Here is a 25,143-nt window from a genome sequence, read left to right as displayed (position 1 = left end):
AGGGGGAGAGCGGAAAATCGCCTGTGCGGGGATTTTCCGGGATGAATCAGGGGAGGGGCCGGCGGGGGAGGAGGATCGAGAAGAGGTCCATGTCCACCGCATGTTGCTCGCCGAGGAATTCGAGGAGGATCTTCACCCGCTCCGTGGCGGATGGAACGGCGACGACCGTTCCCTGCATGCCTTGGAACGGACCGTGTGCCACCTCCACCTCGTCGCCGATTTCGATGATCGGGCTCAGGGTGAGCAGTTCGTCCTCGGTCGCATCCTTGCGGTTGCGGATCTCTTTTTTGATGGAGTCTACGAATGATTCGGGAATGGGCGGGACTTCGGAGCCGAATTTCACCAGTCCGCGGACCCCCTGGCAGTAGGTGACCGCGCGTTCCATTTCCGCCAGCCCGAACTTCGCGAGCACATAGCCGGGAAACATCGGTTCGACCCACCAGATTTTTCCACGGCGGGTGGCCTTGCGGTAGCGCAGACGCGGGCAGAAGACCTCCACCTCCGCAAGCTCGCGCAGGTGATTTGCGGCGATGTGCTCACGTTTCGTCTGGCAACGGACGCAGAACCATTCCGGTGGCTGGGGGGAGGCGGGATTCATTGGCCGAGGAGCTTTTGCAATACCGGAAGAACTCTGCCGCTGCTGCGAAGCCAGCTTTCGAGCCTGTCCACCCGTTCGTTGAGAAATTTCCTGCGCACGGGATCGGAGATGTCCTGGGTGGTTTTCGACAAACGGTTGATCTTGGTCTTTCCGCTCTCCAAATGAGGGCGGATCTGTTCGCGGATGAAGCCGCCGACCAGTCGTTTCAGTTCGATGGAGGGTTCGTAATAGGTGCGGCGCTCGCTTTCCGAGCTGACTTCGCGGACCGCGCCGAGGCTCTTGAGGGCGCGCAACCCCTGGCTGGCGGAGCCTTTGCTGATGTGGAGGCGCTGCACCAGATCGTCCAGAGAGAGCGCGGTCTGGGAGATGAAAAGGAGTCCGTAAATCTCTCCAATGGATCGCGGCAGTCCGAGCACGCGGACTCCATCGACGAAAAAGGCGACCACTTGTTGTTCCAAGGGGTCGAGATCGTAGGGATCGCTATCGAGCAGATCTGCCATGGCCGGACAGTGGACGGTTCCATCCGTTTGTTCAATAAAAAATGAACAAATAAGGCGTTGTTCCGTTCTATACGGCTGGAAACCAATGCTGTTGCATTGGAATTTTCAGTTTCTCCGGTTTGCGGGCGACATTTTTCCGACCGGGAAACGAGAGATGGGGACTCTCATGAGGGAACCACGTTCGCGAGCACGAGGGCGCCGACTCCCGCGCCGAGGGCGATGCGGTACCAGCCGAATATGGAAAGCCCGTGGCTCTGGAGATACGAGACGAGCCACTTCACCGCGATGGCCGCGAACACCGCGGCGGCGACGATGCCGACGATCAACGCTACGGGAGAATAAGTGTCCGTAAGCAATTTCATCCCGCCGAACCAGACGTCATATTTCGCACTGACGCCCGCCGCATCCACCTTCCAAACCGCCTTTTTCGCTGTGGCGGCGGTCAATGTGAGGACTCCGAGCAGGAATGAATACTCCACCGCGGCCTGGATCGAGAGTCCGACGAGCAAACCGCCGACGATGGTCATGAGGCTGCGGCTGGTGCCCGGCCACATGGCGACGCACTGCAGCAGTCCGATGATGAGCGCCATTTTCAGAGTCATGGAAACAAGGTCCTTGCCGCTGCCGACGAGAGGGTTCCGCTTCCGCCACCAGGCCGTTGCGAGGATGAGGACACCACCGACGATCCATGCGATGACAACAGGTGTGGTGCCGAAGAGCTTTTCCTCGATCTTGTCATTGAACAACACCCCGATGACGGCTGCGGGAAGAAATCCGGCAATGAGCATGATGGCCAGCCTGAGACCGTCCGGATCCTGACCGAGCACGCCCCGAAGCATCTGCATGACGCGTTTCATGTAAATGCCGAGCACCGCAAGGATCGCCCCGCCTTGGATGCAGATGGCGAAAATGTCCGCCGCCGCCTTTTCCGTGGCGCTCGCGGTGCCGATGCCCATGAAATGCTGTGCGACGAGCAGGTGGCCGGTGGAGCTGACGGGAAGGTATTCGGTGATCCCCTCGATCACTCCCAGGATGAATGCTTGCCAAGGTTGCATATGGAACTGCGGGAAAGCTGCGGAAAGTGTCGCAGGCAGGCAAGGCATTTGAGGTTGATTCGTCGCCGGGACTGGCGGATGTTCCCGGCCCCGATGCCAACGCTGCCATGAAAGTCCACTACCTCCGCATGGTGCGCAGGGCTTTCCGTGCCTTGCGCCACCGCAAGCTGCGCCACCGTCCCTGGTGGCAGAAAATCACCAAGCCCCTCTTCGAGCGCAGCTTGTGGGTCCCCTGTCGTGATACGGTGGCGACCGGCCTGGCCATCGGCTTGTATTTCTCAATGGTGCCGATCATTCCGCAGTCGATCGTCGCGGCGATCCTCGCGATGCGCGTGAAGGCGAACGTTCCTTTCGCGGTGGCCGCGTGTTTCATCAGCAATCCATTCACGAATGTTCCGTTCTGGTTCGCCCAGATCCGCCTTGGTCAATGGGTGATCGAGACGTTTCACCTGCACGTGCCCTTCGAGAAGGCCCAGATGACCCTGCCGGGAGTGGGTTTGGTTTCGATCAGCAACTTTTTCGTCGGATTCACGGCCATGGGGCTGCTCATGGCGCTGCTGGCGTATCCTCTGGTTCATTTGTTTTCCGCCATGCTGCCGCACCACCTGCCCGTGCGGCGGCACCGGAAAAAACGCACGTCCGCGGAAGGTCCGGGAAATGTTCCCGTGCCCTGATGAGGGGAATGGGGTGGGTGTGTTCCGGGTGATTCGGTGAAATCCTGAAAGGGGCGAGCTGGTCTCATGTGAGCCAGAAGTACACTGGGATTGTAAATGACATGATCGAGTACACCGATCGTCTCATATTTTTAAAATTGCCGATTTTGGTTTAAAAATCTGAGATTTTTTTGATTTTTTCCTTCGATTTTTCCCGAACATTTGTTCGATTAATCGCCATGAATCGAGTAATAATTTATTTAAATATCTTATTTTAAATGAATTATAATTTCAATAAAAATGCCACAGTTTCATCTTGCTGGCTCGGTGTATTTTGGTGTACTTTGCTGCCACTGACACAAACGACACCTGCCTCCAGTGGAAATTGACAACCAACGCTACACGGGATTTCACCCGTATAAGATCGACCCGAAGTTCCGGGTTTCGGTCCAGGCGTCATGGCGGCCCGAGGTGGGAACGTCCCTCTATCTGTTGTTCGCGAAGGATCAGGGGCTGCCGTTGGTCCGCGTGCTCAGCAAGGAAGCTTATGGGCACAAGGTGTCGGTCATCAACGGGAGCGACAAGACCCCTGCGGAGAAATCCAAACTGCTTGCCAAGCTCGCGTTGCTCTCACGTGAAGCCGCGGTCAACGAGCAGGGCAAGTTGCTCGTGCCCAAGGATCTGAGCGAGAAAGCCGGGATCGCTCCCGACTCGGACGTGGTCCTGGCCGGCCGCGGCATGAATTTCGAGATCTGGAGCAAGGCCAACTTCGACACCTACCTGGCGCATCTCACTGGCGAGGACGCCGAAGACGATCTCGGTATTTTCTGAATTTTTCATCCCTTCCACATTCGACAACCACGATGTTGTTCACCCCACCCATTCCGACCCACGATACGGCCCGCCTTGCGGCTCCGGCCGGTTTCGTGTGCCTGTCGGGTCCGGGAGTTTTTTCAGACGATGCGGCACGCTCGGGACAGCTTGCCGGATGGTCGACGGAGGACCGCACCGCTCCTGGCTGGTTGTCGGTGCGGTTTCCTCAAATTTTCATGGCTGGGCGTAAGAAGTCTCTCGGGACAGAGCTTCTCTCGCTATTTGAAACGGTGGTCCGCGCTGCTCCTGGCTGGTTGTCAGCGCGGCCATCGACAGATTTTCCAACACCTGGCGCTGTGGTTTCCCTACGGCGTGCCGGGTGGTTCGAAGCGTTGTTCGGCAAGTCGCTCCGCCCTGTTGCGGACGAATCCACAACACGGGGATTGGAAGACATTCCATCGGACGAAGTGGCTGGCTCGGGACAGCACGCCGCTTCGTCCCTTCCCACGGATGCCTGCGCCGCTCCTGGCTGGTTGTCGGCCCGGGCATCCGTGAATTTTTCCGAAATCGTGGCTGCGGATGGCTACCATCTCCCGGTTTTCCCTGCGGAAACCGAAGAATGGATGGCTGCGGGCCCCGGCAAGTTCATCATCGACGGCACCTTGGGTGGTGGCGGCCATAGCGAGATTTTTCTCAAATCCGGAGCCCGTGTGCTCGGCGTGGATCGCGATCCGGAGGCGCTCGCGCATGCCCGCGCCCGCCTCGCGCATTACGGCGAGCGCTTTTCCACATGGGAGGGGAATTTTTCCCAGCTTCTGGAAACCCCCGCAATCCGGCAGGGCGATCTCGCGGATGGACTGCTGATGGATCTCGGCGTTTCCTCGCGCCAGCTCGACTCCGCCGAACGTGGATTCTCCTTCATGCGGGAGGGGCCGCTCGACATGCGCATGGGTCCTTCCAGCCCGCGCACCGCCGCGGACATCGTGAACAAATGGCCGGAAGCCGAGATCGTGCGGATCCTTTTCGAATTCGGCGAGGAGTCGAAAGCGAGGCGCATCGCGGGAGCCATCGTCAGGCAGCGGGCCATCAAGCCCTTCACCACCACGCTGGATCTCGCGGACTTCATCGAGAAAACGATCGGTCGTCACGGGCGGACCCATCCCGCGACAAAGACCTTCCAAGCCATCCGCATGGCGGTGAACGAGGAACTCGAGTCCCTGGCGACCGCTCTGGCCAACGCTTCCTCGGCCCTGAAGCCCGGGGGACGCCTGCTCATCATCACCTTCCACAGTCTTGAGGACCGCATGGTCAAGAGATTCCTCAAACACCGGTCCACCGAATTTCTCGATGACCCCGGTTGGCCGGAACCCCGGCCGAACCCCGACTACCAATACCGGCTGCTTTGCAGAAAAGCCATCGCACCATCTGCCGAAGAAATCTCCCTGAACCCGCGAGCCCGCAGTGCCAAACTGCGGGTTGCACAGCTTTTACACCCCAAGTCATGAACCGTCGCCGCAACGAGCCCCGCACTTCCGTGTCAACCTATATCGCCATCATCCTCGGCGGCATCATCATGACCGCCGGTGGAGTTCTGCACGTGTTCTACAAGAACCGCCAGATCCAGGTTTCCCGGGAGATCGAATCGATCAACCGGAACATCGAGCAATGCCGCCTTGACACGCGCACCACCGACATGCGCATGGACCAGCTTCTGAACCGCTTCGTCATCCGCAAGCAGATCGCCGAAAACGGAACCTCCCTGCGGCCGATTCCGCTGAACGTCATCGAAGAGGTTGACTCCGGCGCATCCGGCCGCCACAGCGTCGCCTCCGCCGCACCTTAGAATTTGAAAACCACCTTCCAGTCCCGCTGCATCATCCTGTGTTCGATCCTCGTGGTCGGGCTCAGTGTGCTTTCGGCCAGATTGGTGCAGATCCAGCTCGTGGACCGCCACCACTACGAGCAGAAATCCCAACGCCAGAACCGGAGCGTGGAGAGGCTGACCGCCTCGCGCGGTGAAATCGTGGACCGGAACGAGGAAACCCTCGCGAAAAGCATCCCCGTGATGAGCGTGCTGGTGGACAAGACGCACATCATGGACCCGAAGATCGGAAGCTTCGGCCTCGCCTACCAGCAGGCAAGCGCCGAACCCGGCTGGAACGATCTCACTCCCGCGAAGCAGGCGAAACGCATCAACGTGCTGCGTGGCGAGATTCTCGATGGCGAGCCTGTCGAGGTCATCCAGCAGAAATACCTCGCCTACATCGTCGGCACCCTCGCCCGTCCGCTGGGCATGCGGAGGGACGAGCTTCACGCGAAGATCGCCGGAAACGACGCGAAATATTTCACCATCGCCAAGAACATCAATCAGGACATCGGCGACAACATCCGCGAGATCACCGAGAAAAACAGGATAGACGGCATCGAGTTCGAGAACTCGCTCAAGCGCTGGTACACCTCCGAGGAGCATGCCACCCACCTCATCGGTTTCACCGCGGAGTCCGAGGAGAAGGACGCCGATGGCAAGGTCCACACCAAGATCGTGGGCAGGTTCGGCGTCGAGTCGTCGATGAACGACTTTCTCGCCGGTCGGGACGGCTGGAGCGAAAAGCGCCGCAACGACCGTGGCATCGTCGTCCCCGGCGATTCGGGCAGCCTGAAGCCGCCGCGTGCCGGACTCAACGTCAAGCTCACCATCGACATGGGCATCCAGAGCATTGTCGAGGAGGAGCTGGACGCGGGGCTGGCGGAATTCCGGACCCACAAGGGGGCGGTTGTCCTGATGGATCCGAAAACCGGTGAGATCCTCGCCTTGGCGAGCCGCCCGAACTTCAACCTGAACCGCAAGGAGAATCTCGCGCAGAACAGCTTCAACTACGCCATCCAGGCCGTGAACGAGCCCGGCTCCGTGATCAAGATCATCTCCGCCAGCGGTGCGATGAACGAAGGCCTGGTCACTCCGCTGACCTCCATCAACTGCTTCAATGGCTTTTACCAGGGCAGGGGCTTCAAGGTGACCGACGACCATCCCGCGGGATATCTCACGGTGGAGGGAGTCCTGCAGAAGTCGAACAACAACGGGGCTTACAACCTCGGCCGCCAGCTCGGATCGAGGCGGTTCTACCAATACCTCCACGAGTTCGGTTTCGGGAAGAAAACCGGCATCCAGCTCAGCGGCGAGAGTTCAGGGATCGCCCGGAATACCAACAATGAAGCGGATTTCTCCCGCGCCTGCTATGGCTACGCCACGAATGTCACCACGCTTCAGGTCGCCTGCGCCTACTCGGTCATCGCGGGGGATGGGAAACTGAGGAAGCCGCACATCGTCAAATCGCTCATCGCGAACGACGGGACCATCGTGGAAGACTACAAGCCGGAGGTTGTGGGCACGGTCCTGAAACCCCGTGCCGCGGCGCAGATGCGGGGAGCCCTGGAAAAAATCGTCCAGAAGGGCGGAACGGGAGTCCGGGCCGGCGTGCCCGGTTTTCGTGTCGCTGGAAAAACCGGAACCGCGGAGAAGCACAATCCGCTGGGCGGATACTTCAAGGGCAAGAAGATCACCACCTTCGCCGGCATGATGCCCGCACAGGACCCCGCGTTTGTCTGTGTGGTCGTCATTGACGAGCCCAATCCCACGGCGGAGGTCGTCAAGCCCCAGGGAGGCAATGTCTCCGCGCCCATTTTTGGAAAAATCGCCGCCCGCGTGGTTACCCACATGAATTTGCAACCGACCGAACCCGTCACAACGCCGCTCTCCGCCTCCAACAGATGATTCTCCGCGATCTCATTTCAAGCCTCACAAAAGTCACGGTCGCAGGATCGCTGGATACCGCCGTCTATGCCGTCACCACCTCATCCCGCGAGGTGACACCGGGCAAGATTTTCGCGGCCATCCGGGGAACCACGCTGGACGGCCACCGCTTCATCAATGACGCGCTCGCCGCCGGAGCCTCGGCGATTCTCGCGGAAACGGCGCAGCCTTCCGACTACACCGCGCCCGCGACCTGGCTGCATGTGCCGGACAGCCGCGAAGCCGTTTCCATACTTGCCTCCACCCTGGCGGGGCACCCATGGCAAGACCTGAAAATGGCGGGTGTCACCGGCACCAATGGCAAGACCACCACGGCGTTCCTGCTCCACCACCTGATGAAATCCGCATGGCATCGCGCGGGGTTGCTGGGCACCATCCTCGTCGACGACGGCGGGAGACAGGAGCCCGCCAAGCACACCACTCCCGGTTCGATCGAGCTTTCCGCGGTGCTCACCCGCATGCGCGACAACGGGTGCCGTGGCGTGGCCATGGAGGTCTCCTCGCACGGCATCCACCAGAAGCGTGTCGCCGCCGTCGGGTTCGATGCGTGTGTTTTCACGAACCTCACGCAGGACCACCTCGACTATCACGGCACCTTCGAAGCCTACTTCAAGGCGAAGGCGGATTGGTTCCATGCTCTTGCGGCGAACCCCCTCGGCAAGAAGCCCGCCGCCGTCATCAACACGGACGACGCCTACGGCAGGGAGCTCGCCGTCGCACTGGAAGGGAAGCTGCCGGTCATCAGGTTCGGCTTCAACGTGCATTGTGATTTCCGCGCGAACAACTTCCGCCAGAACGCCCGCGGCATGGAGTTCGAGCTCACGGCCAAGGGCAAATCCTTCCTGGTCCGTGCCCCGCTCATCGGCCGCTTCAACGTTTACAATCTCCTGGCCGCCATCGCCGCCGCCAGCGCCTGCGGCATCAAGCCACGCGACGCCGTCGCGTTCTTGTTGGAAGCGCCACAGGTCCCGGGCCGGATGGAAAACGTCGGAAATGCCGGTGGTGCGACCGTTTTCGTGGACTACGCGCACACTCCGGATGCGCTGGAAAACGCCTGCCGCACGCTCAAGGAGCTCGAGCCGCGCCGCCTCATCACCGTCTTCGGTTGCGGGGGGGATCGCGACAAGGGCAAGCGCCCGCTCATGGCCGCCGCCGCCGCCCGCCACAGCGACGCGGTCGTCGTGACTTCCGACAACCCACGTTCGGAAGATCCGCTCGCCATCATCAGCGAGGTCGAGAAGGGCCTCGGAGGGAAAGCCTCCCGCAGCATTCCGGACCGCTCGGAAGCCATCAATTTCGCCATCGCGAACTCCCTCTCCGGCGACATCATCCTCATCGCCGGCAAGGGCCATGAGACCACCCAGCAGTTCGCCACCGAAACCATCGACTTCGATGACCGCAAGCATGCCAGCAAGGCGCTTCGCGAACGTGCCCAAGCCATTTCCGACATGCGATGAACCCCATTTCCGGACAGCAGATCGCGGAGATCCTCGGCGTGCCGGTCGCCGCGGGACGGGGAGACGTGATCGTGTCCGGCGGCGTCTCCACCGACACCCGCAAGCTGCCGCCGGGGTCCGCGTTTTTCGCCCTGCGTGGGGAGAATTTCAACGGCGACCTCTTCGCCGCCCAGGCGCTCGGCACCGGTTCGTCCGTCGCCGTCGTCCAGAACTGGGAAGGGGTGCCACCGGAGGGGACCGCGGTCATCGTGGTTCCCGACACCTTGCTGGCCCTGCAGCGCCTTGCCTGCTGGTGGCGCAGGCAGCTCGACATCCCCGTGGTGGGCATAACGGGCTCGAACGGGAAAACCAGCACCAAGGATTTCACCGCCGCCGTGCTTTCACAGCGGTTCAACGTCTCCGCCACCCGGGGGAACCTGAACAACCACATCGGGGTTCCCCTGACCGTTCTCGGGACTTCGAAAGACCACACCGCCGCTGTCTGGGAAATGGGGATGAACCATCCCGGCGAGATCGCGCCGCTGTGCGAGATCGCGAGGCCGAAGTATGGCATCATCACGAACATCGGCACCGCGCACATCGAGTTCATGGGCACGCGCGAGGCCATCGCCGAGGAGAAAGGAATGCTCGGCCGCGCGCTTCCTGCCGACGGCATCCTGTTTCTGCCAGCGACCTGTGATTTCCGCGACTACCTGCGCCAGCGTGTCCGCTGCGGCATGATTTCCGTGGGAAACGGCCGCGGACTCGTTCGTGCGGAAGATCTGGAATTCGGCGCTGATTCGACGGAGTTCTCGCTCGTGATCGAAGGCGAGGAGCCGGTGCGTGTGAGCCTGCCCGTGCCCGGCCGCCACATGGTGACGAACGCGCTGCTCGCCGCCGCCACCGGTTGGAAGCTCGGGATTTCTCCCGCGGAGATCGCCGCAGGGTTGTCGAACGCCTCGCTGACAGGCGGACGTCTCGGACGCTACGAATACCAAGGCACGACGGTCATCGACGATACCTACAACGCCAATCCCGAGTCCATGGCCGCGGCCATCGAGACCTTGGCGGACACCCCGGTCAACAACGGAGGACGCCGGGTCATCGTGCTCGGACGCATGGGCGAGCTCGGGCCTCACGCACCCGCCGCGCATCTCCGGACCGGCGCCCTCGCCGCCGGGCGGAACCTGACGGTCATCGCCGTGGGCGATGGCTCGGAAGGCATCGCGGAAGGCGCTGGAAACGCTCCTCATTTTCCCGATCTCACACAAGCGGCCGAGTGGCTGAAACAAGAAGTGAAACCAGGTGACGTCGTCCTCTTCAAGGGCAGCCGATCCGCAACCGTGGAGCGTGTGATGCACGCCGCTTTTCCCCGCAACTGATGTTACCTGCGATTTACGATTTCTGGCTGAACGCCTTTGAACACGGAGAAGCCTGGGCCAAGTCCTTCCGCTTCCTGAACCTTTTTCAATACATCACCTTCCGTGCCGCCAGCGCGGGGTTGTTGTCGTTCATCCTGTCCGTCATTTTCGGGCCGCGCGTCATCCGCCGTTTGATCTCGTTGAAAGTCGGCCAGCCGATCCGCACCGCGGACGAGGTGCACAAGCTCGCGGAACTCCACGGAGGAAAAATCGGCACGCCGACCATGGGAGGCGTGCTCATCATCGGGTCGGTGCTGGTTTCCACGCTCGTTTTCGCACGGCCGCTGAATCCCTTCATCGCGGTCTGCGCCTGCACCATGGCGGCGTGCGGCCTGCTTGGGTTCTGCGACGACTACAAGAAGGTGAAGGAGAAGAAATCCGACGGCATCAGCAGCCGGAAAAAACTGGCCTGGCAGCTGGTCATCGCCCTCATCGCGGCCTGCTTCCTGTATTTCAAAAAGGAGATCTCCGGTTTCGGCGCGACACCCCAGCAGATTGCCGAGGGTTTGGCGGGTTACCGGCTCGGCCAGAATCCCATCGGTATCGGTGCGGTCACCTTTCCTCTCTTCAAGGTCGCCATCATCGACCTGCAGTGGCTGGTCATCCCCTTCTTCGCGCTGGTCATCGTGGGTTGTTCGAACGCCGTGAATCTCACCGACGGTCTGGACGGTCTTGCGACCGGCACGACCATCAGCGTCGCATTGTCCTACGCGTTCCTCGCTTACCTGGCCGGTCACTTTTTCATGGCCACCGAGTATCTGGTCATCCCGCACAACCGCTACATCGGCGAGCTGGCGGTTTTCCTCATGGCGCTGGTCGGAGCCTGCTTCGGGTTCCTCTGGTTCAACTGCCACCCGGCGAAGGTTTTCATGGGAGACACCGGTTCGCTTGCCATCGGCGGCGCCCTCGGCACCGCGGCCATCTGCACCAAGCAGGAGCTGCTTCTCGTCATCATCGGCGGGGTGTTCGTGATGGAGGCGATGTCCGTCATCCTGCAGGTCGGCAGCTTCAAGCTGCGGAAGAAACGCATTTTCAAGATGTCTCCGATCCACCATCATTTCGAACTCCTCGGCTGGCATGAGAACCAGGTGATCATCCGTTTCTGGATCATCTCGATCATGCTCGCGTTGTTCGGCCTCGCCCTTTTGAAAATCGCCTGATCATGACACTCACCGGAAAACATGTCGCCATCCTTGGCGCGGGCCGCAGCGGCCGCGCGGCGGCGGCGCTTGCCTTGAGGGAAGGAGCGGAGGTCTCGGTTTGGGACAGCGCCGGGGCGCAGGCGTTTGTCGGGATGCCCGCCGGTGTGGCGATCCATCCGCTCGCCTCGGAGGCGCAGGGGGCGGAACTGGTTTCGGACCTGCTGGTCGTCAGCCCGGGCATCGACACCTATGGATCCTATGTCGCGGCATTCTCCCGGCAGACGGGAGAGGTGATCGGCGAGGTGGAATTCGCCGCGCGATATTACAATGGGAAAATCGTGGGCATCACCGGGACGAATGGTAAGACAACCACGACCGAACTCATCGAGCGCATCCTCTCCCACGCGTCGCTCGGCGGTGCCGCCTGCGGAAACTACGGCGTCCCCTTCACCGAGGTGGTGCTGCAAAACACTCCGCCTGATGCGGTGTCCCTGGAACTGAGTTCGTTCCAGTTGGAAACGGTTTCCACGCTGCATCCCGTCGTCGCGGTGTGGCTGAATTTCGCGCCGGACCACATGGACCGCTATCCGACGGTCGAGGCCTACCGTGCGGCGAAATTGAGAATTTTCGAAAACCAAACGTCCGAAGATACCGCCGTCATCCGTCTGGGTGAGGAGCTGCCTGATCTGAAGGCGAAGGTGGTGACATTCTCCACCACCGATGCTTCGGCGGACTGGTATTCCGAAGGACATACCATCCGGCATGGCGGGGAGACCTGGCTGGACCTTGATCGCGATACCAGCCTGCGGGGCCTTCACAATGCGGAGAACGCGATGGCCGCCCTGGCTGCCTGCCAGGCTCTCGGGATTTCCCAGTTGCTGATGCGCGAGGCGCTGCAAGGCTACGCGCCGCCTCCCCACCGTTGCGAACTGATCCGCACGCTCGACGGAGTGGAATACCTGAATGATTCCAAAGCGACGAACCTGCACGCGCTCGAAAGCGCGCTGCGTTCGCAAACGCGCCCCGTCATCCTCATCGCGGGAGGGAAGGAGAAAGGCCTCGACTACTCGCCGGTGGTGCCGCTCCTGGCGGAAAAAGCCCTCGGCGTGGTCACCTTCGGACAAATCGCGCGCCCTCTCGCGGATTTGTTTTCCACCGCGGTGAATTGTGAGTCAGTCTCGTCTCTCGCGGATGCCGTGACCGTCGCCCGCAGCCTCGCCCCCCGGGGATCAACCGTCCTGCTTTCTCCCGGAACCTCGTCCTTCGACCAGTTCTCCGGCTATGAACAACGTGGAAACGCCTTCCGCGACCTGGTCCACCAACTTCGTTAGACTCATTCGTGCCATGAAACCCCACACCCTACCCGTCAAACGCCGCCCCGCGCCGAAAGGGATTTTCAAACGCCTCCGTGCCGTGACAGGCAACCGCCGGCAGCGCGTCGCCGCCACCGCGGAAATGGAAGGCGAGGACAGCAGTTCGAAAATCTCACGCGCCCTGACGATCATTTTCCTGATCCACATCGTCGCGATCGCGCTGATTTTCGTGCATCAGAAATTCCTGGACGGCCGTGCTCCCGAGGAAGCCCAGGCCCAGAAACCCGAGGTCGTCGCTCCGGTCGCACCGAAGGAGGATCTCCCCCGGCTTTCATCGGGAGACAGGTCCTACGTGCCCACGCAAGGTGACAACTACACCCGCATCGCATCCAGACTGGGTGTGGATGAGGGAGACCTCCGCCTGGTCAACAAACACATGGATATCGTGCCCGGGCGGATCATGCTGATCCCGCCGAAGCGTCCCGTCGCTCCGCCCGTGGCGGAAGTCGCGGCGACCCAGGCGCCCGCTCCGGTGGCAGTCCCTCAGTCGGAAGGGCTGGTGCCCGCGGTGGATGTGAACGACGCCCCGCGCGCCCGCCTAGTGAAGCCGAACGTCGCGAGCGCGACCGCCGCCGCATCCGCCGCCGCTCCGGTGACGGCGTCAGGGAAAACCTACGTCGTGCAGAACGGCGACAGCGTCTGGCGCATCGCGAACCGTTTCAAGGTGAAGCAGGACAAGCTCATGAAGGCGAACGGCATCAGCGACGCCCGCAAGATGAAAGTCGGAATGAGCCTGGTGATTCCAAACTGACAAATCCCACGGATGTCCCGTTATTGCTCGATCCTCCTCTACGCCGCCGTCATCATCCTGACGGGGCTGGGGCTGGTCATGCTCATGAGCACCGGGATGTGGGCGACGGGACAATTCAAGGGATCCTATCATTTCCTGATCCGCCAGTCACAGATGGTGGGGCTGGGCCTCGTCGCCGCCATGTTCGCAGCGTGGTTCCCCGTGGAGAACCTGAGGAAACTCGCACCATACATGTATGGTGTCATCTGTCTCATGTTGATCCTGTGCTTCGTCCCCGGAGTGGGAACCGGCGACATCCTGGGATCGAAGCGTTGGATCGTCATTCCCCTGGTCGGCCAGTTCCAGCCGTCGGAACCGGCGAAGCTGGTGACCCTCATCTGCCTGGCGACGTGGTTCGCACGCTGGCAGACGGAGGTGCACACCTTCTGGCGGGGTTTTGTGATACCGGGGATCATTGTGGGTATTCCGACGTTGCTGATCCTGGTGGAAACGGACGTGGGTTCCGCGCTTTCCCTGTCCCTCGCGGTCGCCGCGGTATTGTTCTGTGTCGGCACGCGGCTGATCTATCTGGTGCCGACGGCCCTCACGGCGGGGGGCGCGGTAATGTTCTACCTGATGAACAACGCGAACCGCTGGGGGCGGATCGAGGCATGGATGAATCTGGAAGAACACAAGCTGAGCCAGGGCATGCAGCAGTGGCGCGCGCTGCTGGCTCTCGGCAACGGCGGTCCCTGGGGCGTGGGCCTTGGCAACGGAGTGGAAAAATTCGGCACGCTCACCTTCGCCCACATCGACTTCATCTTCCCTGTCATCGGCGAGGAGCTCGGCCTGCCTTTCACGCTGGGCGTGGTGCTGTGCTATGTGCTCATCGGCGTGGGTGGCTGCGGCATCGCGCTGCAGGCGAACACGATTTTCAGCCGTTGTGTCGCGCTCGGGCTCACGTGTCTGATCGTGATTCCCGCGATCCAGAACATCGCCGTGACCACCGCGCTGCTGCCGAACGACGGCCTGCCGCTGCCCTTCGTCAGCTACGGCGGCACGAATCTCGTCTTCAGCCTCGCCGCGGTGGGGATGCTGGTGGGGATCCACCGCCGTTCCCAAGTGCGTGTTCCGGTGGAATACCCGCTGACCAAGCAGACGCGGTTGGCCGTGAAACTTTGAAAAGGGGCATCACCCGGCCAGGCCGATGATCCGCGCCTGGTCGAAGTCGAAGGGGGTCAGCTCGATGACGACCCGGGTGTCCGGCGGGAAACTCGCCTTTTCCTCGGTGAGGGGCTTCGAGAGATGGGCGAGGATCAATTTTCCATTCTGTGCCCGCACGCGGTAGAGCACCGGGTTGAGGTTCTCCAGGATCGTGGCGGCGGTATGGATGGTGGCGTCCGGCATGGCGTGGCGGAGTTTCAACCGCCGGGCGGCCCCGCGACAAGCCTGCGGGTGGGTGAATTTTCCTTCAAAATCCGCGGGATTGGAAGATGACCTTGCTTGACGTGCCGCGTGGGTCGATCATGATCCCGGACAACCGCTTGATATGGATGCCTGCTGGTTTTTCCCAACTTTATCAATTCTCCTACCGTCATGAACTTCCGTCTCACCACCGCACTTGCCGCACTGCTCTGCGTCTCGTTGGCCGCTTGTTATCCTTATGACGAGAGCCGGGACCGGAGGCGCGTTCAGAAGAAACCCGAGAATGCGTCCGTCACCAGCGTCGAACAGCAGAAGCTCCAGGCGCAGCGTGACGAATTGAAAAAGAAGGAGGAAGCTGCGAAGAAAGAAGAGCTGAAGGAGACAACCGTCGCTCCGGACACCAGCGTGCCGCCGACCGAGGCACCCAAGCCGCCGGTGGAGGAGAAGAAGCCGGACATTCCGGTGGCGAACAAGGTTCCGGGCAAGGACGGCTACGTTTTCAGCCCCTTCAACAACAAGCTCATCGATGTTCGTGGTTATGCTCCCGGCACGCTCGTTGCGGATCCAACCTACCCGGAATCCGCGAAGAAGCACTTCCGCGTACCATAAGCCCCGCATTCCCCGGTAGCCATTCTGGCAAGCAAACCGACCGGGTCCGGCGCAAAGGACCCGGTCTTTTCTTTTCCCATGAAGACGGATTTTCCAAACATCACCATTCTCGGCGGCGGACTGCTCGGCGGTTCGCTCGCGCTCGCACTCACCGCCATGGAAAATCCGCCACACGTCCGGCTGTGGGCGCGCAAGCAGGAGACCGCCGACGCCGCCTCGCGGTTGGGGATTGCCAATGTCACCAGCGACCTCGCCGAGGCTGTCCAAGACGCGAGCCTCGTCATCCTCTGTGTGCCGGTGGGGGCCATGGCCGCGCTGGTTTCCGATGCCCTGGCCGCCGGTCTTCCTGACAACTGCCTCGTCACCGATGTGGGCAGTGTGAAACGTGTGCCGCACCGGAAGATCTCTCCTCTTCTCAAGGAACGGGGCATCCGTTTCATCGGAAGCCACCCGATGGCCGGCTCCGAGCGGAACGGTCTTTCCGCCGTCACCGCCACCTTGTTCCAAAACGCCGCGTGCCTGCTGACCAATGACAACGGCGCACCTGCCGACCAAGCCACCGCCCTGGAGCGGTTCTGGAAAGCCATCGGCTGCCGAACCTCATGGATGAGCGCGGCGATCCATGACGAACTGGTCGCCCGCATCAGCCACCTGCCGCACATCTACGCCGCCAGTGCGGCGCGGGTTTGTCTGAAAGACCCGTCCGAAGGAAAGTTCGGCGGCGGCGGATTGCGCGACACCACCCGCGTCGCCGGAGGAAATCCGACGATGTGGGCGGAAATTGTCATCGAAAACCGCGAGGCCCTCACCGGACTGCTGCGCGAAAGCATCGATGACCTGCGCGAAATCCTTGCCAGTCTGGAGAACGCCAACCAAGAACAAGCGCGGCAGTGGCTCGTCACCGCCAAGCAGCGGCGCGAACCGCTGAACCCTCAATCATAAGCCAATTTCTGTCCTTTCTCATGTCGGAATTTCGAGTCAAAGCCATTTCAAAACTCCAAGCGGAGTTCAGTGTCCCCGGTGACAAGAGCATGTCCCACCGCGCCGCCATCCTCGGCGGCCTGTCCAACGGCGTCTGCACCGTCCGTAACTTCCTCCCGAGCGAGGATTGTGTGAACACCCTCAACGCCATGAAGGCGCTCGGAGCACCCCACGAGGTGCTCGACACGCTGCCCGGCTACGGCCCGGTGAACCTGCGCATCCATGGCCAGTCGATGAAGCTGAGCCAGCCGGCCGCGCCGATCGACTGCGGGAACGCGGGCACCGGCATGCGCCTGCTCGCCGGCCTCCTCGCCGGACAGGATTTTCCGACCGAGCTCTTCGGCGACGCCTCGCTTTCGTCCCGCCCGATGGGCCGCATCACGGTGCCGCTCGGGCAAATGGGGGCCAACATCGAGACCCGGGGCGAAAAACCCGGCTGTGCCCCGCTCTACATCCATCCCGCCAAACTCACGCCCATCACCTACGAAATGCCGATGGCCAGCGCGCAGGTGAAAAGCGCGGTGCTGCTCGCAGGGATGTTCGCCGAAGGGAAAACCACGGTCATCCAGCCGGCGGAAACCCGCGACCACACGGAACGCATGCTCGCCGACTTCCGCGTGAGCACCCGGCGCGAGGGCAATGCCATTTCCATTTTTGGCGGACAAATCCCCGAGGCCTGTGATTTCACCGTTCCCGGAGATATTTCCAGCGCCGCCTTCTGGCTCGTGGCCGCCGCCGCGTTGCCCGGCTCGCGCCTGCTCATCAAGGATGTGGGGCTGAATCCCACCCGCACCGCCATTCTCAAGGTCCTCAGCCGCATGGGCGCGCACATGACCGAGATTGTCCACAGCAGCGAGGGCGAACCGATCGGGAACATCGAGATCCACGGTGCGGAGCTCACCGGCACCACGCTTTTCATCGATGAAATCCCGAATCTCATCGATGAGATCCCGGTCATCGCCGTCGCCGCCGCGCTCGCCAGGGGCAGGACCATCATCCGCAATGCCAAGGAGCTCCGTGTCAAGGAAACCGACCGCATCACCACCGTGGTCAACGGTCTCCGCGCGATGGGTGCCGAGGTGGACGAGTTCGAAGACGGGATGGAAATCACCGGCGGGCGTCCTCTCCACGCTGCCACCATCGACAGTTGCGGCGACCACCGCATCGCCATGGCCTTCGCCATCGCCGGGCTTTTCGCCTCGGGCGAGACGGTCATCCGCAACACCGAGTGCGTGAACACATCCTATCCGGGATTCTCCCATCACCTTGACGCGATCCGCCACGAGCGGTCTCAAGCCTCAGATTTCAGCCTGCCAACCCAAGCCACCGCGTGAGTTCGAATCCAGCCGACACCCCCCGTTTCGCCATCGCCATCGATGGGCCAGCCGCTTCAGGAAAGAGCACCCTCGCACGCAGGCTCGCCCAGCGTCTCGGCCTGGTGATGGTCAACTCCGGCGCGATGTATCGCGCCGTCACGTGGAAGGCGCTTCAGGAAAACATCGATCCGGCGGACTCCGCCGCGGTCGTCGCGATGCTCGACCGCATCTCCATCCACTGCGGCGAGACCGGCATGACCTCCACCATCACCATCGACGGTGTGGATCCCGGGGATGAACTGCGCGCGGAAGCCATCAATTCGAACGTGTCAGCCATTTCCGCCATTCCGGAGGTGCGGACACTGCTGGTGGATCTCCAGCGGAACTACCTCGACCACACCAGCGTCATCATGGAAGGCCGGGACATCGGGTCCGTGGTTTTTCCCGACACCCCCTTCAAGATCTACGTGGATGCCGACGAAGCCGTGCGCTCCGCCCGCCGCAGTCATGTCGGGGAGGTGGATTCCGTCGCCAAGCGCGACGCCGCCGACAGCGAGCGCAAGCACGCGCCGCTTGTCGTCGCCGAAGGGGCCGTCGTGCTGGACACCTCGCATCACACGATTGAAAGCGGTGTGGACGCCGCCATCGAGATTCTCAAGCAGCAAGGTCTCCCACTCGCCGAGTCGTGAATCCGAAACCTCCCATGATGCGCTGGATCTACTGGCTGGGCTGGATGTCCTTCGGCGCGGCCTTCCGCACCCTTTTCGGGATGAGAGTCACCGGGGAGGAAAATCTCATTTCAGAAGGCCCGGTACTGGTCGCCTCGAACCACCAGAGCTTTCTCGACCCGCCGTTGATCGGAAATCTCTACAAGACCGAGATGACCTATCTCGCCCGCAAGACGCTTTTCACCGGCATGGGCGCATGGCTCTACCCGAGGTGGAACGCCATCCCCGTCGATCAGGACCGGCCGGACATGGGCAGCCTCAAGACCATCATCCGCAAGCTGAAGGAAGGCGAGCGCGTGCTCGTTTTCCCGGAAGGCGAGCGGACGCTGGACGGAAACATCGGCAAGGCGGCTCCGGGCATCGGCCTCGTCGCCGTGAAATCCGGGGCGGTCATCCAGCCCGTCCGTATCTCGGGGGCTCGTGAAGCCCTGCCGCGCGGCTCCGGAAAAATCCGCTTCGCGCGCATCACCGTCGCCGTCGGCAAGCCCATCCGCCTGACCGAGGAAGACACCCGGGGTGACGCCAAGGAAAACTACGACCGCATCGCCAAACGCATCATGGCGGCGATCGAGGAGTTGTAAAACCTGATGTGATTCTTCCCGGCGGACGCTGTTTCCGTCGTCCGGGTCATATTTGGATCGTGGCACGCATACGGGATGACATCACCGTGCCGCAGCCCCGGCCAAAATGCTTGCGCCCTGATGTCTGATTGTTAGTCTTCCACGGAAAATGAGCCTCTATTCCGCTTTTAAAAAATCCGCCTCGCGCGGCGATTTTTCATTTTATGAAAAGACGGCCGGATTCGCCCTGGCCGCGGCCGCCTTTTCGGGGCAGGCCCACGGGGCGGTTGTCTACACTTCATCCACCGGTGTGACGTCCACCGGCGACATCACGCCACCCGGAGGATTCACCGTGGGACTTGAGATCGGCTCCCAGTTTTCGTCGGGTGCGCTGGGTTACATCACCGGTATCGGCAACCTCGTGTTCGGGGAATCCTCCTTGTTCGGCTTTTTCCGCAACGGTGGCGCTACGGTCGACGGATCCGGGTTCGTCTCGTCCCCTTTCACGCAGGCGAATTTCCTCGATGGTGATTATTACAACAACGCCCAGGAAGGGGCCGACAATTATGTCGCCTTCCGTTTCACCTCTGCGGATGTGAACGGCGGTGCTCCCGTTTACGGTTGGGCCCGGATCGAGCTGCCGCCTGTGGAAAATGCCGAAGGTAACGTGAAACTCCTGGGTTGGGCATATGAGGACACGGGGGCTCCCATCGCGGTTGGAGCGGTTCCGGAGCCTTCCGGCCTCGCCCTGCTGGCTCTCGGAGCCGCCGGGACCACGGCTTTCCATCGCCGCCGCCGCGAACGGGAAACCGCGCTTTCCGTTGAATGAAGCGGCGCAAGGTCCTGCTGGTCGGCTGGGACGCTGCGGATTGGGAGATTTGCCTGCCCTTGGTTGAGGCGGGAAAAATGCCCGCGCTCGCAAAGCTGATGGAGGAGGGGACCTGGGGCAACCTCACCACGATCCAGCCCGCCTATTCACCGATGCTCTGGACGAGCATCGCCACAGGCAAGCGCCCGTTCAAACACGGCATCCATGGTTTCAGCGAGGTGGATCCGGGCACGGGGCTGGTGCGCCCCATCACCAATCTCTCCCGCTCCTGCCGCGCGATCTGGAACATCCTGCAGTTGCACGGGTATCGCTCGGCGGTCACCGGGTGGTGGCCCAGCCATCCGGCCGAACCCATCGACGGCGTGATGGTTTCGGATCGGTTTCACGTGGCCCCCGCCTCCGCCGGGATGCCATGGCCCGTTCCCACCGGGGCTGTCCATCCGCCGGAAATGGCCGCGGCGCTGAAGGAACTGCGGATCCATCCGCACCATCTCGACGAATCCCACCTCCTTCCTTTCATTCCCGCTGCGGCGAAAATCGATCAGAGAAAGGACGATCGTCTGGAAAAACTCGCCCGCATCCTCGCGGAGTGCTCCACCGTCCACGCCACCGCCACCGCCGCGATGGGATCCACTTCCTGGGATTTCGCCGCCGTTTACTACGACGCGCTCGATCACTTCTGCCATGGGTTCATGAAGTATCATCCGCCTCTCAAGAACGGTGTCGATCCGTTGGATTACGAAATCTACCGGCATGTCGTCGAGGGTGCCTACCGCTACCACGACATGATGCTCGCCACCCTGCTGCGGATCGCGGGCGAGGAAACCACCGTCATGTTGGTTTCCGATCACGGGTTCCAATCCGGCGGTTCCCGACCGGACACGCTTCCGCTCGAGCCCGCGGGGCCCGCCACGGAGCACAGGCGATATGGGATTTTCGTCGCGCGCGGTCCGGGGATCCGCCGGGGCCACCGTATCCATGGCGCGGGGCTGCTGGATGTTTGTCCCACCCTGCTGACCCTCTTCGGACTGCCCGTCGGAGCGGATATGGATGGCCGCGCTCTCGCGGAAATCTGGGACGCGCCGCCCGCGATCCGGAGCATTCCCTCATGGGAGGAAATCAAAGGTGACGACGGCTCACATCCCGCCGGCCTCTCGATCGATTCCGGGGATGCCGGTGAAGGCATCCGCCAGCTTGTCGCGCTCGGCTACATCGCCCCGCCCGGAGATGACGCCATTCTGGCTGCGGAAATCACCAACCAGGAGCTGAAATACAATCTCGCCCTCAGCTACATGGATGCGGGCCGTTACGGCGATGCCGAACTGCTGCTGGAACCTCTGCATGTGAAGCACCCGGAGGAGCACCGATTCGGGCTCCACCTCGCCGCCTGTTACCACGCCATCGGGAGGGAGGGGAAAATCACCGGCCTCAGTCGCAGGCTCGTCAGGGCGCAGCTTCGCAAGGAGCGGGAACATGGTGCGGTTCTGGACCGGGACGCGCTCAGGCATTTCCTCGCCTTCGCGGCATTTTCGGAAAAACGTTTCGGGCAAGTTCTCCAGGCCATCGGTCGCATGTCACCCGCCTACCGGGAGCGTGCGGAAACCCGCAACATGCTGGCGGAGGTCCAGCTCCGGTTGCGGCGCTGGCAGGACGCCGAATGGAATTTCCTCACCGTCATCGCGGCGGACCAGGAAAACGCCAATGCCTGGTGCGGAGTCGCCCGTGCCCGGCTTGGCATGCGCCGTTATCCTGCCGCGGCGGAAGCGGCGATATCCTCCATCAGCCTGGTTTTCGGCAGGCCGCTCGCGCATTTCCTTCTGGGAATGGCACTCTTCCGGAACGGGGAGATGGAGCGGGCGCGCAAGGCCTTCGAACTCGCCACCCACCTGAATCCCTCCTACGCGGCCGCCTACCGGATGCTCTCGGAAATCCACACCCGCCACGGCGGGGATGTGGCGATGGGGGCCGCGTGCAATCAAATGGCGAGGCAGGCACGGCAGCGGCTGCGCGAGGCACGCGAGAGGGAGATCTCTCCGGGCAAACCTCCGGCGGAACGTGCGGGCGCTCCTGCGGAACTGGACAAATTTCCGGACTCCCTCGCCGGTATCCCCCGGGACCGGATCATCACCGTCGTCAGCGGCCTCCCGCGTTCCGGCACCTCCATGATGATGCAAATGCTCGCCGCCGGTGGTCTGACGGTTTTCGCCGACAACGGGCGGATCGCCGATGCGAGCAACCCCCACGGCTATTTCGAACACGAGGCGGTGAAGCTTCTGCACCGGGATGCCTCGTGGCTTCCTGACGCCCGCGGCAAGGTCGTGAAGATCGTCGCTCCGTTATTACCGTTTCTTGTCGAATCCGATCGCGAAGGAAAACCCCTGCATTACCGCGTGATATTCATGACACGCCCGCTGGAGGATGTCATGGCATCCCGTTCCCGTATGTTGGAAGAATCTCCCTCCGCGAGTGGAGAGCAGGCCGCCAGAACTCAGGAAAATCTCGCCCGCCATTTTCTCCGGACGCGACAAATTTCCGCGCTTGAAATCGATTATACCCGCGTGCTCAAGGAGACGGACCGGATGGTGGGGGAACTACGCGATTTTCTTGGCATCGATCTTGATGCCTTCCGGATGACGCAGGCGATCAAGCCGCCGGCGAAGGGATGAGTTCCCGTGAACTTTTCAGGATCATTCTCAGTTCAGCAATCCATCGACAAAAGCCGATGTCAACAGTCCTATGAAAAGGAGGACGGAGATAAAGATGCCCAGCTTGAGGGTCTTTCCGTAGTCACGTTGAAGTTCGTTGTCCATCCACGAGAAAAAGTCGGGTTTGAAGCTGTAGCGAACGCATTCCCAAAACTCCTTGGACCCTGAGAAAAACAGCTTGAAAGCGATGGGTGCTGCGAATGTGACGGCGATCAGCGCGGCTATGAGGGGAAGATATTGGAGCATTTTTCGCGGTGGAGATTATTCCGGCGGGAGCAGCGGCGGCAGTTCCGGAACATCATTGAGCTGTTCGAAGCTCTCCGCAGGCGTGGTGGGGTCGCCCGGACGGCTGAAGATCTCCTGCATACGGTCGAGGTATTTCGAGACGTCGTCGCTGCGGCGGTGCGGCTTGGATTTGAGCCGTTCCTTCAGGCGCATGTAGTCCTCGAAGACGCCGGTGGTTTCGCCGGCGCGGGCACGGGTGATTTCGAACCAATCGAGATAGTCGCGGGCCTGTTGAGCCTTGGCCCTCATGGTGGTGCGCCGTTCGTTGAGGGCGGTGATCTTTTCCGCCAGCCCCTTGGACTTGTTCCTGGCAATGTCGTTGAGGACGATCTGGTATTCGGAGATGACGGGACGGTAGGACGGGAAACAGCGGTAGCTGAGGCGGACGAGGGCGTCCTGCGCGAGTTGCACGGCCTTCACGCGTTCGGGTTCGGGCAGTGCCGCGACTTCAGGCCAGGCGGCGAGATCCTTTTGTTCCACGATCCCTTCCCCATTGCGGAAGTTGAGCCTCAGTCCCTCTTCCAGAGCGGTCTCGGTACGGGAGACGCTGAGGATGTCGGTGGCGAGGTTCTGCCCGCCGATGTTGGCGAGCTGGAGGGCCCACCACTTCGCCAGGCTGGTTTCGGAGAGGTTGAGTTCCGGGAAATGCCTGCGCAGGAGCGCCGGCATCTCGCCTTCGTAAGGCGCCACTTCGGTGAGGAAGCTCCGGAAGGCCTCCTTGCCCTGGGGTTGTTCCAACAATGCCATGACAAGCGAACCGGCGGAGACGCGGAAGGCCGCCCGCATCGCGGCGTCCATTTCATCGAAGGCTTCCGCATCGGTGGAAAACAGGTCGTCGATCTTGAACAGCCCGCCGCTCTTGAAGAGGGCTTCGTAAAAGCGGCGGTCGCTCTGGTTCGTACGCCATGCGTTCGCCTCGCGCAGGCCGTCGACCAACCACGGAGGAACGAGGAAACGGGTCTCCGAGTCGCGGGTCGGATGGTTTTTCAACCCGCGTTCGTAAATCAGCGCGGTGGTGATAGCGAACTTGAGACGTTCATGTTCGATCCCGCGGCTGAGGTGCACGTCCATGTTGACGCGGTAGCCGGACTCGCCGACGAGGATCTGCATGGCGATGGTGCGCGAGGGCGCGGGATCGCCGGATTTTCCGTGGAGGGTGATGTTGATGGGCACCTTCCATTCGTATTTCTGATCCCTCGGCTGCAGGCGTTCTCCGGTGAGGATGAGAAATTCGTCCTTCGCCTGCTCGGCGAGCGCGGAGATGTTGCCCCGGTCCTGGGGTTCGCCGCCGATGATGCTGAACTGGCCGGTGTTGCTGATGGCGCGGTCCATGCCATCGATTTTCACCGCCGGGGCGGGAGGCTCGACGATCTGGACGGCACGCGGCGCGTCCTCCGCGAGCAGAGCGACGGTGGAAAAAAATCCGAAAATCAGCGGACGGGTGATCATTTCTGCTCGGGCTAGAATGTCCCGGGCACGCCTCCCATGCCCATCGGTTCGCGGGGATCGAGGATGATGTTGCCCTTTTCGATCTTGATGCGCTGCATTTCGTGGAATGCCATGCGGATCTCATCCGGGAACGCCGCGGCAAGCTTCTCGTAGGCCGGTCTCACCAGGATCAGGAAGCCTTGGGGGATGGTGAGCCTGCCGAACCGTCCTCCGCGCGGTGGATTCGGAAAGTCCGGGTGATAGGGGCCCCCGTGGAGCTGGACTTCGGTCGTGGTGCCCTTGAGGTCTTCCATGCGCGAGATTTGAAGGAACATGGAAACGGTGAACGGCCTGCCCATGATGCGGCGCTCCATGATGACCTCCGCACGGCTGTCCTCGAAGCGGACCAGAACGCGGTCCAGGGAGACCTGGCTGGCGAGCGGGCCGCCTTGTTTCGCCACCAGCGTGCGCGCGAGCCATTGGTTCACTTCGGCCTCGGAGAGTGTGACGGCGTAACCCCGGTCGATGGCGTTCTGCAGGACGACCTTCATGTCACGCTCGGGCAGCGGCTTGGCATTCGGGCCTTCGCCGGAAAGACCGGTCAGGTCCTGTGGCTGGGCGGCGTAAAAAACCGCTGTGGCGAGGCCACCCGCCGCGATGAGCAGGATCAGGGTGACGAGTTTCGAGAAGCATCCGCCGCCGGATCTGTATGCTGTGGGTTCGGCCATGAGCCGTCTGCTTACCA

At 61.8% G+C, this 25,143-nt stretch carries 25 protein-coding genes; 18 read left to right on the top strand and 7 right to left on the bottom strand.

Annotation, left to right across the window (positions count from 1 at the left end; translation table 11 throughout):
* Positions 1–46: 46 nt before the first annotated feature.
* The 3 genes from nusG to JIN84_RS02020 all read right to left on the bottom strand — a co-directional run bounded on the left by nusG (position 47) and on the right by JIN84_RS02020 (position 2,153).
* Positions 47–598 (bottom strand): transcription termination/antitermination protein NusG, encoded by a 552-nt coding sequence (nusG, locus tag JIN84_RS02030; RefSeq protein ID WP_200349338.1) that lies wholly within the window; start codon positions 596–598, stop codon positions 47–49.
* Positions 595–1,098, bottom strand: coding sequence for a GbsR/MarR family transcriptional regulator (locus JIN84_RS02025; RefSeq protein ID WP_200349337.1), 504 nt, complete (start codon positions 1,096–1,098; stop codon positions 595–597). Before JIN84_RS02025 ends, nusG begins: the two co-directional genes overlap by 4 nt.
* Before the next feature lie 164 nt (positions 1,099–1,262).
* The gene (locus tag JIN84_RS02020) at positions 1,263–2,153 is read right to left on the bottom strand and encodes an undecaprenyl-diphosphate phosphatase (RefSeq protein WP_200349336.1); all 891 of its coding nucleotides are present in this window, start codon (positions 2,151–2,153) and stop codon (positions 1,263–1,265) included.
* On the opposite strand from JIN84_RS02020, the gene JIN84_RS02015 reads away from it, so the two are divergent.
* The 11 genes from JIN84_RS02015 (at position 2,135) to JIN84_RS01965 (ending at position 14,714) form a co-directional block, all read left to right on the top strand.
* Positions 2,135–2,827 (top strand): DUF2062 domain-containing protein, encoded by a 693-nt coding sequence (locus tag JIN84_RS02015; protein ID WP_200349335.1) that lies wholly within the window; start codon positions 2,135–2,137, stop codon positions 2,825–2,827. The genes JIN84_RS02020 and JIN84_RS02015 overlap by 19 nt on opposite strands.
* 357 nt (positions 2,828–3,184) lie before the next feature.
* Positions 3,185–3,637: a hypothetical protein gene (locus tag JIN84_RS23335; RefSeq protein WP_200349334.1), complete on the top strand. Its 453-nt coding sequence runs from the start codon at positions 3,185–3,187 to the stop codon at positions 3,635–3,637.
* Positions 3,638–3,975: 338 nt separating this feature from the next.
* Positions 3,976–5,124, top strand: a complete 1,149-nt coding sequence (gene rsmH, locus JIN84_RS02005) for a 16S rRNA (cytosine(1402)-N(4))-methyltransferase RsmH (protein ID WP_325099546.1) — start codon at positions 3,976–3,978, stop codon at positions 5,122–5,124.
* A gap of 29 nt (positions 5,125–5,153) precedes the next feature.
* Positions 5,154–5,462 carry a hypothetical protein gene (locus JIN84_RS02000; protein WP_200349332.1) on the top strand — a complete coding sequence of 103 codons (309 nt, stop codon included), beginning with the start codon at positions 5,154–5,156 and terminating at the stop codon, positions 5,460–5,462.
* Positions 5,463–5,465: 3 nt separating this feature from the next.
* On the top strand, positions 5,466–7,391 hold the full coding sequence (locus JIN84_RS01995; RefSeq protein WP_200349331.1) for a peptidoglycan D,D-transpeptidase FtsI family protein: 1,926 nt from the start codon (positions 5,466–5,468) through the stop codon (positions 7,389–7,391).
* Positions 7,388–8,887, top strand: a complete 1,500-nt coding sequence (locus JIN84_RS01990) for a UDP-N-acetylmuramoyl-L-alanyl-D-glutamate--2,6-diaminopimelate ligase (RefSeq protein WP_200349330.1) — start codon at positions 7,388–7,390, stop codon at positions 8,885–8,887. Before JIN84_RS01995 ends, JIN84_RS01990 begins: the two co-directional genes overlap by 4 nt.
* Entirely contained in the window at positions 8,884–10,248 is a 1,365-nt protein-coding gene (locus JIN84_RS01985; RefSeq protein WP_200349329.1) for a UDP-N-acetylmuramoyl-tripeptide--D-alanyl-D-alanine ligase, read from the top strand. The genes JIN84_RS01990 and JIN84_RS01985 overlap by 4 nt, the downstream gene beginning before the upstream one ends.
* Positions 10,248–11,447: a phospho-N-acetylmuramoyl-pentapeptide-transferase gene (mraY, locus tag JIN84_RS01980; protein WP_200349328.1), complete on the top strand. Its 1,200-nt coding sequence runs from the start codon at positions 10,248–10,250 to the stop codon at positions 11,445–11,447. Before JIN84_RS01985 ends, mraY begins: the two co-directional genes overlap by 1 nt.
* 2 nt (positions 11,448–11,449) lie before the next feature.
* Positions 11,450–12,760, top strand: coding sequence for a UDP-N-acetylmuramoyl-L-alanine--D-glutamate ligase (gene murD / locus JIN84_RS01975; protein WP_200349327.1), 1,311 nt, complete (start codon positions 11,450–11,452; stop codon positions 12,758–12,760).
* A gap of 13 nt (positions 12,761–12,773) precedes the next feature.
* The gene (locus tag JIN84_RS01970; RefSeq protein WP_200349326.1) at positions 12,774–13,553 is read left to right on the top strand and encodes a LysM peptidoglycan-binding domain-containing protein; all 780 of its coding nucleotides are present in this window, start codon (positions 12,774–12,776) and stop codon (positions 13,551–13,553) included.
* 12 nt (positions 13,554–13,565) lie between these two features.
* Positions 13,566–14,714: an FtsW/RodA/SpoVE family cell cycle protein gene (locus tag JIN84_RS01965; RefSeq protein ID WP_200349325.1), complete on the top strand. Its 1,149-nt coding sequence runs from the start codon at positions 13,566–13,568 to the stop codon at positions 14,712–14,714.
* 9 nt (positions 14,715–14,723) lie between these two features.
* Here the strand turns inward: JIN84_RS01965 and JIN84_RS01960 are convergent, their stop codons facing one another.
* On the bottom strand, positions 14,724–14,939 hold the full coding sequence (locus JIN84_RS01960) for a S1 domain-containing protein (protein ID WP_200349324.1): 216 nt from the start codon (positions 14,937–14,939) through the stop codon (positions 14,724–14,726).
* A gap of 189 nt (positions 14,940–15,128) precedes the next feature.
* Between JIN84_RS01960 and JIN84_RS01955 the strand changes: the two genes are divergently transcribed.
* The 7 genes from JIN84_RS01955 (at position 15,129) to JIN84_RS01925 (ending at position 22,646) form a co-directional block, all read left to right on the top strand.
* Positions 15,129–15,566 (top strand): hypothetical protein, encoded by a 438-nt coding sequence (locus JIN84_RS01955; RefSeq protein WP_200349323.1) that lies wholly within the window; start codon positions 15,129–15,131, stop codon positions 15,564–15,566.
* A gap of 78 nt (positions 15,567–15,644) precedes the next feature.
* Positions 15,645–16,508 carry a prephenate dehydrogenase gene (locus JIN84_RS01950; protein ID WP_200349322.1) on the top strand — a complete coding sequence of 288 codons (864 nt, stop codon included), beginning with the start codon at positions 15,645–15,647 and terminating at the stop codon, positions 16,506–16,508.
* A gap of 20 nt (positions 16,509–16,528) precedes the next feature.
* On the top strand, positions 16,529–17,881 hold the full coding sequence (gene aroA, locus JIN84_RS01945) for a 3-phosphoshikimate 1-carboxyvinyltransferase (RefSeq protein WP_200349321.1): 1,353 nt from the start codon (positions 16,529–16,531) through the stop codon (positions 17,879–17,881).
* A complete protein-coding gene (gene cmk / locus JIN84_RS01940; RefSeq protein ID WP_200349320.1) occupies positions 17,878–18,552 on the top strand; it encodes a (d)CMP kinase in 675 nt (224 codons plus the stop codon). The genes aroA and cmk overlap by 4 nt, the downstream gene beginning before the upstream one ends.
* On the top strand, positions 18,549–19,172 hold the full coding sequence (locus JIN84_RS01935) for a lysophospholipid acyltransferase family protein (protein ID WP_325099545.1): 624 nt from the start codon (positions 18,549–18,551) through the stop codon (positions 19,170–19,172). Before cmk ends, JIN84_RS01935 begins: the two co-directional genes overlap by 4 nt.
* 148 nt (positions 19,173–19,320) lie before the next feature.
* Positions 19,321–19,980: a PEP-CTERM sorting domain-containing protein gene (locus JIN84_RS01930; protein WP_200349319.1), complete on the top strand. Its 660-nt coding sequence runs from the start codon at positions 19,321–19,323 to the stop codon at positions 19,978–19,980.
* The gene (locus tag JIN84_RS01925) at positions 19,977–22,646 is read left to right on the top strand and encodes an alkaline phosphatase family protein (protein ID WP_200349318.1); all 2,670 of its coding nucleotides are present in this window, start codon (positions 19,977–19,979) and stop codon (positions 22,644–22,646) included. Before JIN84_RS01930 ends, JIN84_RS01925 begins: the two co-directional genes overlap by 4 nt.
* Before the next feature lie 27 nt (positions 22,647–22,673).
* Here JIN84_RS01925 and JIN84_RS01920 read toward each other — a convergent pair whose 3' ends face one another.
* From JIN84_RS01920 to JIN84_RS01910, 3 genes are read right to left on the bottom strand one after another with little or no spacing between them, the layout of a single operon-like run.
* Complete coding sequence (locus tag JIN84_RS01920; RefSeq protein ID WP_200349317.1) at positions 22,674–22,931, bottom strand: hypothetical protein; 258 nt, start codon at positions 22,929–22,931, stop codon at positions 22,674–22,676.
* 15 nt (positions 22,932–22,946) lie between these two features.
* On the bottom strand, positions 22,947–24,419 hold the full coding sequence (locus JIN84_RS01915; protein ID WP_200349316.1) for a hypothetical protein: 1,473 nt from the start codon (positions 24,417–24,419) through the stop codon (positions 22,947–22,949).
* 11 nt (positions 24,420–24,430) lie between these two features.
* Entirely contained in the window at positions 24,431–25,126 is a 696-nt protein-coding gene (locus JIN84_RS01910) for a hypothetical protein (RefSeq protein WP_200349315.1), read from the bottom strand.
* Between the last annotated feature and the right edge of the window lie 17 nt (positions 25,127–25,143).

It is taken from the genome of Luteolibacter yonseiensis, from assembly GCF_016595465.1.
Classification (GTDB): domain Bacteria; phylum Verrucomicrobiota; class Verrucomicrobiia; order Verrucomicrobiales; family Akkermansiaceae; genus Luteolibacter; species Luteolibacter yonseiensis.
Note: the sequence above shows the minus strand (reverse complement) of the source record. Positions and strands in the feature narration are given on the sequence as shown.

Excerpts from the sequence above, each read along its gene's own strand:
- JIN84_RS01925 (WP_200349318.1), top strand. The coding sequence starts at position 19,977 with ATGAAGCGGCGCAAGGTCCTGCTGGTCGGCTGGGACGCTGCGGATTGG.
- JIN84_RS01985 (WP_200349329.1), top strand. The coding sequence starts at position 8,884 with ATGAACCCCATTTCCGGACAGCAGATCGCGGAGATCCTCGGCGTGCCG.
- JIN84_RS01950 (WP_200349322.1), top strand. The coding sequence starts at position 15,645 with ATGAAGACGGATTTTCCAAACATCACCATTCTCGGCGGCGGACTGCTC.
- mraY (WP_200349328.1), top strand. The coding sequence starts at position 10,248 with ATGTTACCTGCGATTTACGATTTCTGGCTGAACGCCTTTGAACACGGA.
- JIN84_RS01970 (WP_200349326.1), top strand. The coding sequence starts at position 12,774 with ATGAAACCCCACACCCTACCCGTCAAACGCCGCCCCGCGCCGAAAGGG.
- JIN84_RS01920 (WP_200349317.1), bottom strand. The coding sequence starts at position 22,931 with ATGCTCCAATATCTTCCCCTCATAGCCGCGCTGATCGCCGTCACATTC.
- murD (WP_200349327.1), top strand. The coding sequence starts at position 11,450 with ATGACACTCACCGGAAAACATGTCGCCATCCTTGGCGCGGGCCGCAGC.
- JIN84_RS01915 (WP_200349316.1), bottom strand. The coding sequence starts at position 24,419 with ATGATCACCCGTCCGCTGATTTTCGGATTTTTTTCCACCGTCGCTCTG.
- nusG (WP_200349338.1), bottom strand. The coding sequence starts at position 598 with ATGAATCCCGCCTCCCCCCAGCCACCGGAATGGTTCTGCGTCCGTTGC.
- JIN84_RS01960 (WP_200349324.1), bottom strand. The coding sequence starts at position 14,939 with ATGCCGGACGCCACCATCCATACCGCCGCCACGATCCTGGAGAACCTC.
- JIN84_RS01930 (WP_200349319.1), top strand. The coding sequence starts at position 19,321 with ATGAGCCTCTATTCCGCTTTTAAAAAATCCGCCTCGCGCGGCGATTTT.
- JIN84_RS02020 (WP_200349336.1), bottom strand. The coding sequence starts at position 2,153 with ATGCAACCTTGGCAAGCATTCATCCTGGGAGTGATCGAGGGGATCACC.
- JIN84_RS01990 (WP_200349330.1), top strand. The coding sequence starts at position 7,388 with ATGATTCTCCGCGATCTCATTTCAAGCCTCACAAAAGTCACGGTCGCA.
- JIN84_RS02025 (WP_200349337.1), bottom strand. The coding sequence starts at position 1,098 with ATGGCAGATCTGCTCGATAGCGATCCCTACGATCTCGACCCCTTGGAA.
- JIN84_RS02015 (WP_200349335.1), top strand. The coding sequence starts at position 2,135 with ATGCTTGCCAAGGTTGCATATGGAACTGCGGGAAAGCTGCGGAAAGTG.
- JIN84_RS01910 (WP_200349315.1), bottom strand. The coding sequence starts at position 25,126 with ATGGCCGAACCCACAGCATACAGATCCGGCGGCGGATGCTTCTCGAAA.
- aroA (WP_200349321.1), top strand. The coding sequence starts at position 16,529 with ATGTCGGAATTTCGAGTCAAAGCCATTTCAAAACTCCAAGCGGAGTTC.
- JIN84_RS01965 (WP_200349325.1), top strand. The coding sequence starts at position 13,566 with ATGTCCCGTTATTGCTCGATCCTCCTCTACGCCGCCGTCATCATCCTG.
- JIN84_RS01955 (WP_200349323.1), top strand. The coding sequence starts at position 15,129 with ATGAACTTCCGTCTCACCACCGCACTTGCCGCACTGCTCTGCGTCTCG.